The sequence below is a fragment of the Acinetobacter sp. CAU_H_29a_1 genome (assembly GCF_058599505.1).
In genome coordinates this window covers 397,930-410,577 of record NZ_CM178655.1, presented here as the reverse complement: position 1 = coordinate 410,577, position 12,648 = coordinate 397,930, and the positions used below count along the sequence as shown (strand labels likewise).

Annotated in this window: 13 protein-coding genes and 3 pseudogenes; 6 read left to right on the top strand and 10 right to left on the bottom strand. The window is 41.1% G+C overall.

What is annotated here, in order from left to right:
* Positions 1 to 113 precede the first annotated feature (113 nt).
* The 3 genes and pseudogenes from AC4MDD_RS01965 to AC4MDD_RS01955 all read left to right on the top strand — a co-directional run.
* Positions 114 to 776 (top strand): IS1595 family transposase, encoded by a 663-nt coding sequence (locus AC4MDD_RS01965; RefSeq protein ID WP_152875444.1) that lies wholly within the window; start codon positions 114 to 116, stop codon positions 774 to 776.
* A 96-nt stretch (positions 777 to 872) separates the two neighbouring features.
* Positions 873 to 1,196: a helix-turn-helix domain-containing protein gene (locus AC4MDD_RS01960; protein WP_335999030.1), complete on the top strand. Its 324-nt coding sequence runs from the start codon at positions 873 to 875 to the stop codon at positions 1,194 to 1,196.
* A 37-nt stretch (positions 1,197 to 1,233) separates the two neighbouring features.
* A pseudogene (locus AC4MDD_RS01955) lies at positions 1,234 to 1,626 on the top strand (transposase family protein); the annotation flags it as partial.
* 662 nt (positions 1,627 to 2,288) lie between these two features.
* Here AC4MDD_RS01955 and AC4MDD_RS01950 read toward each other — a convergent pair.
* Positions 2,289 to 3,104, bottom strand: coding sequence for an NAD-dependent epimerase/dehydratase family protein (locus AC4MDD_RS01950; RefSeq protein ID WP_491882233.1), 816 nt, complete (start codon positions 3,102 to 3,104; stop codon positions 2,289 to 2,291).
* Between the two features lie 33 nt (positions 3,105 to 3,137).
* On the opposite strand from AC4MDD_RS01950, the gene recG reads away from it, so the two are divergent.
* Positions 3,138 to 5,183: an ATP-dependent DNA helicase RecG gene (recG, locus tag AC4MDD_RS01945; protein ID WP_491882232.1), complete on the top strand. Its 2,046-nt coding sequence runs from the start codon at positions 3,138 to 3,140 to the stop codon at positions 5,181 to 5,183.
* Positions 5,170 to 5,817 (top strand): ComF family protein, encoded by a 648-nt coding sequence (locus AC4MDD_RS01940; RefSeq protein WP_491882231.1) that lies wholly within the window; start codon positions 5,170 to 5,172, stop codon positions 5,815 to 5,817. The genes recG and AC4MDD_RS01940 overlap by 14 nt, the downstream gene beginning before the upstream one ends.
* On the opposite strand, the gene AC4MDD_RS01935 is transcribed toward AC4MDD_RS01940, so the two are convergent.
* The 4 genes and pseudogenes from AC4MDD_RS01935 to AC4MDD_RS01920 all read right to left on the bottom strand — a co-directional run.
* Entirely contained in the window at positions 5,818 to 6,222 is a 405-nt protein-coding gene (locus AC4MDD_RS01935) for an NUDIX hydrolase (protein ID WP_491882230.1), read from the bottom strand. It lies immediately after the preceding gene.
* Positions 6,219 to 6,377, bottom strand: a pseudogene (locus AC4MDD_RS01930) (TIGR00730 family Rossman fold protein); the annotation flags it as partial. The gene AC4MDD_RS01935 and the pseudogene AC4MDD_RS01930, both read right to left, overlap by 4 nt.
* A gap of 19 nt (positions 6,378 to 6,396) precedes the next feature.
* Positions 6,397 to 7,487, bottom strand: a protein-coding gene (locus AC4MDD_RS01925; RefSeq protein ID WP_100607965.1) for an IS4-like element ISAba1 family transposase whose coding sequence is annotated in 2 segments (ribosomal slippage) — positions 6,397 to 6,947 and positions 6,947 to 7,487 — 1,092 coding nt in all. Because the reading frame shifts where the segments join, the coding sequence is not laid out codon by codon here.
* 70 nt (positions 7,488 to 7,557) lie between these two features.
* Positions 7,558 to 8,007: pseudogene (locus AC4MDD_RS01920) on the bottom strand (LOG family protein); the annotation flags it as partial.
* A gap of 152 nt (positions 8,008 to 8,159) precedes the next feature.
* Between AC4MDD_RS01920 and AC4MDD_RS01915 the strand changes: the two are divergent.
* Positions 8,160 to 9,173: a CorA family divalent cation transporter gene (locus tag AC4MDD_RS01915; RefSeq protein WP_491882229.1), complete on the top strand. Its 1,014-nt coding sequence runs from the start codon at positions 8,160 to 8,162 to the stop codon at positions 9,171 to 9,173.
* Positions 9,174 to 9,254: 81 nt separating this feature from the next.
* Here AC4MDD_RS01915 and AC4MDD_RS01910 read toward each other — a convergent pair whose 3' ends face one another.
* From AC4MDD_RS01910 to AC4MDD_RS01890, 5 genes are read right to left on the bottom strand one after another with little or no spacing between them, the layout of a single operon-like run.
* Entirely contained in the window at positions 9,255 to 9,542 is a 288-nt protein-coding gene (locus tag AC4MDD_RS01910; RefSeq protein ID WP_395442549.1) for an STAS domain-containing protein, read from the bottom strand.
* A gap of 11 nt (positions 9,543 to 9,553) precedes the next feature.
* The gene (locus tag AC4MDD_RS01905; protein WP_491882228.1) at positions 9,554 to 10,189 is read right to left on the bottom strand and encodes an MlaC/ttg2D family ABC transporter substrate-binding protein; all 636 of its coding nucleotides are present in this window, start codon (positions 10,187 to 10,189) and stop codon (positions 9,554 to 9,556) included.
* 20 nt (positions 10,190 to 10,209) lie between these two features.
* Positions 10,210 to 10,884: an outer membrane lipid asymmetry maintenance protein MlaD gene (gene mlaD, locus AC4MDD_RS01900; protein WP_224468200.1), complete on the bottom strand. Its 675-nt coding sequence runs from the start codon at positions 10,882 to 10,884 to the stop codon at positions 10,210 to 10,212.
* Positions 10,884 to 11,663: a lipid asymmetry maintenance ABC transporter permease subunit MlaE gene (mlaE, locus tag AC4MDD_RS01895; RefSeq protein ID WP_491882227.1), complete on the bottom strand. Its 780-nt coding sequence runs from the start codon at positions 11,661 to 11,663 to the stop codon at positions 10,884 to 10,886. The genes mlaD and mlaE overlap by 1 nt, the downstream gene beginning before the upstream one ends.
* Positions 11,660 to 12,478, bottom strand: coding sequence for an ABC transporter ATP-binding protein (locus AC4MDD_RS01890; protein WP_004691369.1), 819 nt, complete (start codon positions 12,476 to 12,478; stop codon positions 11,660 to 11,662). Before AC4MDD_RS01890 ends, mlaE begins: the two co-directional genes overlap by 4 nt.
* Positions 12,479 to 12,648: the final 170 nt, after the last annotated feature.

Here is a 12,648-nt window from a genome sequence, read left to right as displayed (position 1 = left end):
TTTGATCTTAAATTAATCAGCAAAATTATTTAATTCAAGAGATAATCCTTGGATGAAATTCAAAGATATTCAAAGGCTCTAGACTAGCAGAATAGATATGTTAGTCTAGAATCATGATAGAAAACAGTAAATTAAGTCACTATAAGATTAAAAAAATTATTCAGTGCTTTTGCATTGATATTCCTGCTTCTAAAACAGCCTTATTGCTTAACTTGAACCGTAATACCATCAACTATTGGTACATGCTTTTTAGAGAAGCAATCTACGATCATCAAACAGATTTAAGAGCAAAGTTTGTAGGTTCTATTGAAGTTGATGAGAGCTATTTTGGAGCAAAAAGACAACGTGGTTTTCATGGGAAATTGAAGCGAGGTCGAGGTACTTTAAAACAACCTGTATTTGGAATATTTGAAAGGAATGGTCGAGTTTATACAGAAATAGTCCCTGATTGTAAAAAGACTACATTACAACAAGTTATCTTAGGTAAAGTTGCACTTGAAAGTGTAATTTATAGTGATGGTTGGCGTGGATACAATGGTTTGGTAGATGTTGGTTACTCAAAGCATTTTAGAGTAAATCATGGAGCGAATGAATTTGCCAGAGGACAATGTCATATAAATGGAATAGAATCATTCTGGAGCTTTTGTAAAAGAAGGCTAGCAAAGTTCAACGGTATATCAAAAGAGTATTTTGATTATCATCTTAAAGAAACAGAATGGCGTTGGATGAGGGAGCCTAATGAGCTAGCAACAGAGTTGTGGGACCTCATTAGGTAAAACTAAGTGCAAATCTGCTAGTCTAGAGCCATTCAAAAATTATCAGACGTTAAGTTTCGTAGGCTTACCGGTGTTAGTTGGGCTACATTTAACCTCATGTTGGCCGAGCTAAATAAGCATTTACCTCGTCATATTGGTAAAGGACGACCGCATAAATTACCGTTGGAAGATCGTTTGCTCTTATGTATAGAATATTGGAGAGAATATCGAACATTTTTCCATCTTGGTATGAGTTACGGTGTATCTGAAACGAGTGCAATTCGTATCACACGTGCTATTGAAGATACCTTAATCGGTTCTGGAAAATTTAACTTGCCAAAACAACTTCCTAATCGAGATGAAGTGGATTGGGAAGTTGTTGTGATTGATGCCACTGAAATATTAGTTCAACGTCCAAAAAAAACAGAAGAAATGGTATAGCGGTAAAAAAAAGCGACATACCTTTAAATTTCAGCTATCTATGCACTATACAACAGGTGAAATACTGAGTGTATGTGGAAGTCATGGAAGCATGCATGATTTTAAAATATTTAAAAAAAGCATGAGGAAATTAAAATTTAAGCCCTTTTTTATCGTTGATAAGGGGTATTTAGGGATAAAGAAATTGGGTTTTGGATGCCTCATGCCATCTAAAGCAAAGAAAACTGAAAAACTAGATTCTGAATTAAAAAAGTTAAATAGAGAGATTGGTCGTAGACGAATTCAAGTAGAGCATGTATTTGGAAGGATGAAATGTTTTAAGATTTTATCTTGTGTATATAGAAATCGTCGTAAACGATTAAACCTGCGGTTTAATTTACTTGCTGGCATATACAATTTAGATTGGGTGAAATATAAACAATTAAATTGATTGAAAAATGATTTATGAAGGAAGTCTAGTATTTTACTATTACTTGTATTTGCATATAATGGATAATTATTCTTATTGCATTCATTCCATAGCACTTCATTTTTTTCTTTAAGTTTTTCACAGTTGTCTAAAAGATTGATTCTATATACTCCAAAAAGTTTTTCGTTTTCTTCAATATATTTCCTTTTATCAAAAGAGTATTCATACTTGATGTATCGATAAGCAGCTCTATCGATGCCCCTCCTCCAAGGTTCACTTGAACAATAAGTATATGTTTCCATAATCTTAAAATTATTAACTTTAACCCAATTACTATGAGTCATTAAAAAAAATTATTTTTTAATAGTGGCGATGATGTTATAAAAATAATAAGTATCAATATCGATAAAATAAACATTAGATAAAATTTGTAATTTCTCATCTTTTTCCTATCATCAATTTTTTGAATTTTGAGTAGTACATAATTTAGGGGATTATCAATACTTTTAAAATCAAAATAATACACCTTATACGAAATTCTTAAAATTTTCCTATAAGCATCAATATCTTAATAAAAGCCGTTCTAGGGTTAAGCGCACTGGAACGGATTTGTCATGATTCTTCACGTTCCACAGCCATTTTCCAAACGATGCTTCACATTTTTTATGAGTAAAAATAAAAAATTATTTTGACTCACACTCTTCTAACAACGCCAAATAATCATCAAAACAATGTGGATGCTGTAATTCAAAATTCATCTGCTGCATACGCGTAGCATGAATTTGTTTGCCTGATGACACAGCACTTTCCAAAATCAAAACTGGCAGTCCTAACTGCTGTTGAAACCATTGGATGATTTCATGTAAAGGCAGTGGCTGGCTATCGCTACAAATATAAGACTTTTCAGTATGTTCCACGTGAAGCAAGTACACTAAAAAAGCAGCCAAATCATCAACATGAATTCGGTTTGACCAATGCAGTTTTGGATAAGATTTTGTGGTTCCCGCAAGTTTAATCATACGAGTAACTGAGGTTCCATAAATGCCTGTTGGGCGTACAATCACACACTCAGAGGGATAAGCCTGTTGCCATGCTGCTTCCATGTTCAATAGCACCTGCCCTTGCGCATCGCTCGGCTGAGGATAGGTCTTATCATCAACTCGCTCCCCTGCACTTTCACCATAAACACGTGTGGAAGAAACCACGATCACTTTTTTTAAAGGATGATTTTTTAAGGCATGTAGCATGGGTGCAATCGAGTCTACAAAAGTTCGCTGATACGCCTCCACCGTACTGCTCTGAGGTGAGAGTAAGACATACACAGCATCAATCGGTGCAACTTGAAACAAATCCAACTGATGAATATCTTGGATCAAATGCTCAGCCCAATCATCTGATTTCGGACTTCGGCTAATTGTGGTAATTTGATGGCCTTGCTGAAATAACTGTTTAGTAACACGCTGAGATGTTTTACCATAACCTATAAATAAAATATGCATTTAGCACCAAATCACAGACAAAGTTGAGGGAACATGGCTGCAGTCCATCAGTTGCAGGGGGTCGGAGCTGCCTCTGCTGCACTACTTGAAAAGTTGAATCTCTTCACTACAGATGATCTGCTGTTTCATCTGCCACGAGACTATGAAGATCGTAGCACGATCATCCCCATGAACCAATTGACGGTTGGGCGTAGCTACTTACTTGAAGGCACGATTCAAGGCGTGGACTTTCCGCCGGGTAAACGTAAATCGATGGCGATTGGACTGCAAGACGACTTTGGCAAAGTGACTTTGCGCTTTTACCATATTTATAAAGGCTTAACGGACCGTGCAAAGATCGGTAATCGTCTACGCATTTTTGGTGAAGTCCGTGTGGGTGCACGTGGCTTGGAAATGTATCATCCCGAAATCCAACTCATTACAGAACATACGCCCCTTCCACAAACCCAACTAACTGCGATTTACCCCAGCACAGAAGGTCTGACTCAGCCTAAGTTTCGTGAATACATCAAACAGGCTTTAGCCAAGCACAGTGATGATTTACCTGAACTGCTACCCGCAAAATTTACCAATGGCTATGCACTTAAACAGGCGTTGGACTACATCCATCACCCTCCTGTAGATGCCAATATGCTGCAACTGGGCCAAGGCTCACACCCTGCCCAGCAACGTTTGATTTTTGAAGAGTTGGTTGCGCATCAGGTCAGTCTATTAAGCCGTCGTGCCTATATCCAACAGATTGAAGCACCACGTATTTCTGCCAGTCGTCAGTTTGCCAAACAACTGCTCAGCAGTCTGTCTTTTGAAATGACCAATGCACAAAAGCGCGTCTCCAAAGAAATTGTACACGACTTAAAACTCAATAAACCGATGTTACGTTTGGTTCAAGGCGATGTCGGTGCAGGCAAAACCTTGGTCGCAGGAGTCGCAGCCTGCCATGCCTTAGAAGAAGGTTGGCAAGTGGCGTTAATGGCACCGACTGAAATTTTGGCGGAACAACATTATCTCAATTTTAAAAAATGGTTTGAGCCTTTGGGACTCAGTGTATCTTGGCTTTCAGGTAAACAAAAAGGCAAAGCCCGTGCCGCAGCCGAACAAGCAATTGTCGATGGCACAGCGCATCTGGTGGTGGGTACACACGCCCTGTTTCAAGACAATGTCCACTTTGCCAAACTTGGATTAGTAATTATTGATGAGCAGCACCGCTTCGGGGTCGATCAGCGTTTAGCCCTGCGTAATAAAGGCGCACAAAATATGACCCCACATCAATTGGTCATGACCGCAACGCCTATTCCACGAACTTTAGCCATGTCCGCCTATGGAGACTTGGACACATCTGTGATCGATGAACTTCCACCCGGACGAACGCCTATTCAAACCGTAACCATTCCACTTGACCGTCGAGAAGAAGTCCTACAGCGTATTGCCAGCAACTGCCTCGAAGGCAAACAAGCTTACTGGGTCTGCACCTTAGTTGAAGAGTCTGAAACCTTAGATGCTCAAGCTGCTGAAACAACCTATTTAGAAATTAAAGAACGCTTCCCTGAGCTCAACATTGGCCTTGTACATGGCAAAATGAAAGCCGACGAAAAACAAGCCGTGATGCAACAGTTTAAAGCCAATGAATTACAACTCTTGATTGCGACCACAGTGATTGAAGTGGGGGTCGATATACCGAATGCCTCGATCATGGTGATTGAAAATGCGGAACGTTTAGGACTCTCTCAATTACACCAATTACGTGGCCGTGTCGGTCGAGGTGCCAAAGCTAGTTTTTGCGCTCTGTTATATAAAAGCCCGCTGTCTCAAAATGGACAAGAACGCTTACGCATCATGCGTGAAACCAATGATGGCTTTTTAATTGCCGAAAAAGATTTGGAAATCCGCGGTCCCGGTGAATTGCTTGGCACCAAACAAACGGGTGATATGGGCTTTCGTGTAGCGAAACTGGAACGCGATGATCATTTGCTCAATCAAGCCCATTTTGTCGCAGCACAGATTTTAAAAGACTATCCTAGAAATGCTGAAGCCTTACTGAAACGCTGGCTACCTGAAGCACCACGCTATGCCTATGTTTAGTCATTTACTGCACACCGCCAAACAGTTGCTACACAAAGCACAGCCTTGCCACTTGTGTGGCATTGTACGCGCAGATCTGCACTCGGTCTGTTTGGACTGCTGGCAACAACTTCCACTGCATCCACAGACCATTGAAAAACAAGAGCTGAGTATTCATGTCGCAGGGCAGTATCAATATCCTTTAGATCATCTAATTCAGCAGTTCAAATATGAACAACAACTGCATTGGCAACCTCTACTGTCAGGCATTCTTCAGCAAATTCGCTTACCTAAAGTACAAGCAATTGTCCCAATGCCGATTTCAACCCAACGTTTAGCGGAACGTGGCTACAACCAATCAATGATCCTCGCCAAAGACTTAGCCAAGCAGTTAAATGTTCCCATTTGGCAGCCTGTGATACGACTGCATCAACATTCGCAAAAAGGACTCAGTCGACTGGAACGCTTAGATCAAATTCATCAACAGTTTAAAATCGATCCACAGCAACGTCAGTACGTAAAACTCTACCGACGTGTTTTGATTTTGGATGATGTCGTGACCACAGGCAGCTCGATTCAGGCACTGACTTTACAGCTAGAACAATTGGGTTGTCATAAAGTCAGCGCCGCGTGTATTGCCTATGCACTTGAATAATTAGACTACGTCAATCAGCAAATGTTCACGTACCCATGGCATGACCACCTCAGTGGTTAGCGGTGCAAGTGCAGCCTGCTGGTCATTCAAACTGACCCACTTCATTTCTGCAATTTCAGCCGCAATTTGCGGCGCTTGCTGAAGCTGAACATGGTAAACATAGCTCACCAATTTAAAATCAGGTTCATTGGCGGTGGCTGTTTCAAAACGACCAACAAACTGTTCAATCGTCGCATCACTTCCAATTTCCTCCCGAATCTCACGCAGCATGGTTTGCTCAGGTGCTTCATTGGGCTCAAGCTTACCGCCCACTTGCATAAAACACGCGGTGTTCTGCTTACGCACCAACAAAAGCTGCTGCTGTTCATTCACAATAATAGCCGCAGCGACCGTAATCGCCTTCATGCTTTGACATCCAACAACTCAGGATCAACCATGCCCCACTTCGGTTCAGGTGCTTGGAACTGATCCATCTGCTTTAAAATGGCTTTCACCGAATCCGATACAATCAGGCTATCGGTAAAACGTGCATGGGTAAAACCTTTGCTGGTTGTCATTTTTCTCTGTACACGACAAATTTCACAGAACCCTTATCCTATCAGGATTCTGCCTTCTTAAAATTGCCAAAATTTCCTTAAACTCTTCTTTTTTCCCAAAACCAATTAAACGCTGAATCGCCATTTGAACATAGTCTAAACCATAGCGAAATAAACTCATTGAGAGTCGTCCATGCTTCTTTATTTTTATCGCTTTTTTTTGATCATGTTGCCATTCACCCGTTAAGTAACACCAACAGAAGCTTATAGCTAACACCGCAATCAATTTTTTCACTCGTCTAGGGTCTGTCAAGCGCGTATTTTCAAGATTAAACCCGCGTCCTTTGAGACAACTGAATAAGGTTTCAATTTCCCAGCGTAATGCATAATCCTGAATAGCATTGGCATTAAACTGAGGAGAAACGACGAGTAAAAGCTCTCCATTTTCTAACTGTAGTGCACTTATATATAGTTTCACCCGACCAACCAAAATCCGTCGTTTACGACATTCAATTTGACCAACTTTAAGATGGCGAAATAAATCACTAATTTTATGATTCTTTCCTAAATGATTGGTGACAATGAAGTTTTTTTAACACGAATGCAGAAGTTGATGTCTTGTTCAATTAACCATGTAAACCACTGCTCACCGATAAACTCTCTGTCTGCGAACACATTCACAATACGGTCTTTACCAAAAATGGCTATAAAGCGTTGAATCAAAGCAATGCGCTCTTTCGTATCTGAATTTCCACGTTTATTAAGCAATGTCCAAAGGATAGGTATCGCTATTCCACGATAAACGATTGCGAGCATCAGGATATTAATATTTCGTTTTCCCCATTTCCAATTGGTTCTATCTAAAGTCAGTTGCACTTGGTCGAATGAAAACATATTGAAAATCAACTGAGAAATTTGACGATAATCAAAATACTGACCTGCAAAGAAGCGCTGCATACGTCGATAAAATGATTGTGGTAAGCACTTGATGGGCAAGGCTTTAGATGCAGAAGAAAGATTACATGTTTGCTTTAAAATAATCACAAGCATGATGAGCGCAAAGCACTTTAAATGTGACTTGTTCCATTTTAGAGATTTGTTTAAGATAAGATATAACTCATTGAGATGTATCATAGTATTCGTCGTTAGAAAACAATTATTGTGACATTATTTCAATGAGTTATCTATTTTTGTCGTGTACAGAGGTCATTTTTAGAAACTTGATTAAATCATCATAAAAGCCATTTACATTTAAAAAGGCATTCGGCTTAAGGTGAATGCCGAGCTGCGCCCACGTCCATTGTTCAAAAATTTCTTCTAAAGTCCCTGCGCCGCCAGGCATTGCAATAAATCCATCCGACAAAGCTGACATTTTCAGTTTACGCTCTTGCATGTCTTTGACGACATGTAACTCGGTCAGGCCTTGATGCGCCAACTCACGATCCACCAGCACGTGTGGAATCACGCCAATCACTTGACCACCTGCCTCTAAAGCACTGTCTGCCACAATACCCATTAAGCCCGAACGGCCACCACCATAGACTAAGGTTTTGCCTTGTTCTGCAATGGCGTGTCCAACCTGACGTGCTGTTTCGGAAAAGATTTGATCTGAACCTAATGCGGAACCACAAAAGATCGCAATTGAATTTGTCATTTTTTACTCTGATATTTAATTGTCATGCAACTTCACTAAAATGAATGGATATTTTTTAGCAATTTAACCATTCGATCAGTGTTTTTATTGCAATCCTTGTCTAAAATACACCCATCCACTTCAACCATTACTGCGCAAAGGAGAAAGACGGCATGCTTGAAGCCTTTTACGCCACAGAGCGCGGTAGCTTAGAAGACATCACCATTAATGGCGATTTCGATCTTCAGCCCGATTTGGTCTGGCTTGACCTTATTGCTCCCTCCCAAGAAGAACAACAGTGGATTTTAGATGCATATGAACAAAATTTACCTACGCTAAAATCACTCGAAGACATTTCATCTTCAGCTCGATTCTACCGTGATGACGACGGTATTTTGCATATCAGTACGTATTTTTTAACGAAAAATAAAAACTATCAAGTCGATGGTGAGCCTGAAGAAAGCAGCGGTGCCCTTGCCACGGTACAAACTGTGGCTTTCATTTTGCATAAAGAACGGCTCTTTACCCTTCGTGGGGAAAAATTGGTGGCGTTCCGTGCCTTTCGTGCGCGTGCGCGCCGCAATGACTACGAAATCGACTATAAAGATCCAACGTGGATCTTACTCGGTTTACTCGAGGCCAAGCTGGACGAGCTTGCGGATATCTTAGAAGATATCCACAAGGACTTGGAAAAGTATTCCACAGAAGTACTGAATAACCGTCACCGCGAGATGATTCTCGACTTAGATGACATGATTACCCGTCTGGCACACTTGGAAGATATGCTTGGAAAAGCACAGTTGTGTTTGATTGACTTACGCCGTGTACTGACCTTTCTATCACGCCCACGTGCTTTAGGCAGTCATATTTATGATGCGGATATTCGAGAGCTCAGTGAAGACGTTCGCTCACTGGTTGAGCACGATGCCTTCTTGTTCCAAAAAGTGCGATTCTTACTGGATACCACCTCAGGCTTCATTAACACCGAACAGAATGACACTATTCGTCGCTTCTCTATCTTACCCAGTATGCTCGCTCCACCAATGCTGATTGCCAGTATTTACGGCATGAACACCGATGTGTTGCCTTTTGCCAAAGGCGGCACCAGTTTTATTGTGGTGAGCCTGATCTTAATGACCTTCTTGATTGGTCCGCTCATTTACTTCCGCTGGAAAAAATGGATTTGAGTACACGTTAAGACATTACTTTTCAAAATAGATTTAAGAAACGCAACATATAAAAAAAGCACCTTAAGGTGCTTTTTTTATTTAAGGGATTAACTTTAAGTCATCCTGTAAATGACAGGCTTGAATCACTTTCATCATTTTTTCAGGTATAGCTTTAAAATGTAAACTATGTGCATCGGGTGTTTGACGCAACCAACGCACCAAAACTGCCAGTGCCAATGTACTACCATGCTCAAGCTGGGCCAGATTCACCACCACAGGATAAGACTGTGACTGAATCACCTTCAAACCTTGTTGATAATAGCTTTCAGCATTGTCATATGTAATCTGACCTGAAAGCTGCATTTCCTGATTGCTAAAGTTAATCACCTTTCACCTACTTATTTTTTCTTTTCAACCGCCGCTTCTGCATCAGGTTGGAAATTTGCAATCGCTTTATCTAGGTCGCCGCCATTACGTTTAACCGTTGCCGCGAACTGATTACGGAACTGTAAACCAAGGTCTATACCCGACACATTGATATTACGGATTTTCCATTGGTTACCTTTATCCGCCAACTGGAAAGACACTGGGATTTTTTCGTCTTTGTTATTAAAGTCGATCGTCACCACAGGGTTTTTGCTATTGGTTTCTTTATACGGACGGATGGTATATGTCTGATTGCTGAACTTCGCAAATGCAGTACCGTAGTTTTCAATCAGTGTTTCACGGAAATTGTTTTCAAACTTCGCGCGTTGTGCAGCTGTACTGTATTGATTGGTTGCATAAGTCCCCATCACAATACGTGAAAACGCTTGTGAATCCACATACGGGTCTAAGTTTTGACGAACAATCGTTTTCACAGCAGCTGGGTTGTTTTGTAGCTTGGCATGATCCGCTTTTAAACGCGCAATCAAGCCATCTGCCACTTTTTTAACAAAAGCAGGTGGTGCTTCACTTGGTGCTGCAAAAGCAGTACCTGCAAACATTGTAGTTAAAATGCTAGCTGTCAGTGTTTGTTTCAATAAAGTATTCACTACAATTGGTCCTCTTCAAATCATTCAACAAATGACACATTGGCATCTGCTGTTTCAGCGGTTTCAGGTTGCTCAGTTGTTGCTGAAGCATCTTTCGATTTACCTGCACCACCCGTAATAAATTTAGTAATTAAGTCTTCTAGGTCCATTGTGCCTTGGGTATTGCCAATGCTTTCACCACGTTTCACGTAGTTCAAACCGCCCCCTGGAACAATTTTCAAGTACTTCTCACCTAGCAGACCATTGGTTGCCACCATAATATAAGCATCTTCATCAATGCTGGTGATGGACTTCATGTTCGCAATAAGTTGCTTTTCCATTTCTTTTTGTTGCGCAGCATCCGCAGAGGTATAGTCGCTACTGTAACGAAGCTCTTCAAGTGCATTCTTTTCAACTTCTTTGAGTTGTGCTGCATTAAAGGTCGTTAATTTACCATCTAAAGAAAAAGAAACCGTCGCTAAACGTGTCACAGGATCTAAGCTAATTTGATCAACTTGACCAATTTTCACCCCACTCATCGTCACTTTCGCACGTGGTTTTAAACCATTTACATTATCGAAGGTTGCACTCATTTCATAGCGATCACTGAGATTTGATCCCACCAAACCACTCACTCGCATCGCAATAAAGAACAAAGCGATACCGAATAAAATGACAAATATGCCGACTGCCAGCTCACTTGCACGTGATTTCATTAAACACCTCCAAACATGACCGCAGTCAACACAAAATCAAAACCTAAAACACAGAGCGATGAATACACCACAGTGCGTGTGGTTGATGTCGCAATACCTTCAGATGTCGGTTCACAGGCATAGCCTTGATACACCGCAATCCATGTACAAATTAAAGCAAAAACAAAACTTTTAATGATGGTGCCATTCAGGACATCTTTATAGAACTCTACGCTACTTTGAATGCCACTCCAGTAAGAACCCTCATCTGCACCCAAGAAGTCCACACCCACCATTTTACCACCCATAATCCCCACCGCAGCGAAAATGACAGACAACATCGGTAAACTGAAAATACCGGCCCAAAGTCGCGGCGAAATCACACGTTTAAGTGGATCAACCCCAATCATTTCCATACTGGACAACTGCTCTGTGGCTTTCATTAAGCCAATCTCAGCCGTCAATGCAGAACCCGCACGACCTGCAAACAGCAATGCTGCAACTACAGGTGCTAACTCACGAAGTAAGGTCAACGCAACTGCTGTACCCAGCATCGCTTCACTACCAAAGGTCACCAAGATGCTATACATCTGTAAGCCCAGTACCGCGCCAATAAATAGCCCTGACACCACAATAATAAGCAGTGATAACACTCCAACACGGTACATTTGATAAACAAATAACCGAACACCTAAAGCAGTGGGCATCGAAAATAAAATTTGTAATAACATCAGGCTGGCAACACCAATGCCACGAATCCGTTCAATCACGCGTCGACCTAAGAGTGCTATCGCATTCATGCTTGCACCTCAGTATTTAGATATGCCTTATGGCTAAATTGATAATCGACAGGCCCTTCAACTGCACCTGTTAAAAACTGTTTAACAAACGGAGAGGCATTCGCCTGCAACTGTTCAGGCGTGCCTTCACCTTGTACCTTACCTTCCGCAACAACATAGATATAGTCTGCGATCGATAAGGTTTCAGCCACATCATGCGAGACAATAATTGTTGTTAAATCAAGAGCTTCTCGCAATGACCGAATCAGACGTGTAAGTACACCCTTCACAATTGGATCTTGTCCTGCAAATGGCTCATCGTACATGATCAGCTCAGGATCTAGCGCAATTGCACGTGCCAAAGCCACACGACGGTTCATCCCGCCTGAGAGCTCAGAAGGCATCATCTGTTCTGCGCCACGTAAACCGACAGATTCTAGTTTTAAAGATATAATTTCTGACAGTAAATGCTCAGGCAGCTTGGTATGTGCTCTTATCGGAAAGGCCACATTTTCATAAACCGACATATCGGTAAACAATGCGCCACTTTGAAAAAGCATACCCATACGCGCACGCGCAGCGAATAACTCTTTGCGTGACATTTTCGCAATATTTTGCCCATCAAAAAGCACTTCACCTTGGTCAGGCGTCAATTGACCGCCAATTAAACGTAGTAAAGTGGTTTTACCTGTACCCGATGGTCCCATAATGCCCGTAATTTGACCTTGTCGAATTTTTAAATTGACCTGATCATAAATGACACGTTCCCCTCGTTTAAAGCTCAGGTCTTTAACCTCAATGAGGGCTTGAGCAGTCAGAGGCGCTTGATTATTCATAGCTGTGCGTTTTCCTGCATTTTTTCAGCATGCATACTATAAAGGATTAAAAAACGATATGTTAGCGTATTCCGTGTCTAATTTTGTGCACGAATTGATTTCAGTTGGTTGTATTTATATTTATTTGAACGGCGAAAACAAGCTACATAAGATGAATTGCTTCATCCATA

Bases quoted from the DNA above. Each gene is read 5' to 3' on its own strand.
- AC4MDD_RS01965 (WP_152875444.1), top strand. From the start codon at position 114: ATGATAGAAAACAGTAAATTAAGTCACTATAAGATTAAAAAAATTATT.
- AC4MDD_RS01960 (WP_335999030.1), top strand. From the start codon at position 873: ATGTTGGCCGAGCTAAATAAGCATTTACCTCGTCATATTGGTAAAGGA.
- AC4MDD_RS01950 (WP_491882233.1), bottom strand. From the start codon at position 3,104: ATGCATATTTTATTTATAGGTTATGGTAAAACATCTCAGCGTGTTACT.
- recG (WP_491882232.1), top strand. From the start codon at position 3,138: ATGGCTGCAGTCCATCAGTTGCAGGGGGTCGGAGCTGCCTCTGCTGCA.
- AC4MDD_RS01940 (WP_491882231.1), top strand. From the start codon at position 5,170: ATGCCTATGTTTAGTCATTTACTGCACACCGCCAAACAGTTGCTACAC.
- AC4MDD_RS01935 (WP_491882230.1), bottom strand. From the start codon at position 6,222: ATGAAGGCGATTACGGTCGCTGCGGCTATTATTGTGAATGAACAGCAG.
- AC4MDD_RS01915 (WP_491882229.1), top strand. From the start codon at position 8,160: ATGCTTGAAGCCTTTTACGCCACAGAGCGCGGTAGCTTAGAAGACATC.
- mlaD (WP_224468200.1), bottom strand. From the start codon at position 10,884: ATGAAATCACGTGCAAGTGAGCTGGCAGTCGGCATATTTGTCATTTTA.
- mlaE (WP_491882227.1), bottom strand. From the start codon at position 11,663: ATGAATGCGATAGCACTCTTAGGTCGACGCGTGATTGAACGGATTCGT.
- AC4MDD_RS01890 (WP_004691369.1), bottom strand. From the start codon at position 12,478: ATGAATAATCAAGCGCCTCTGACTGCTCAAGCCCTCATTGAGGTTAAA.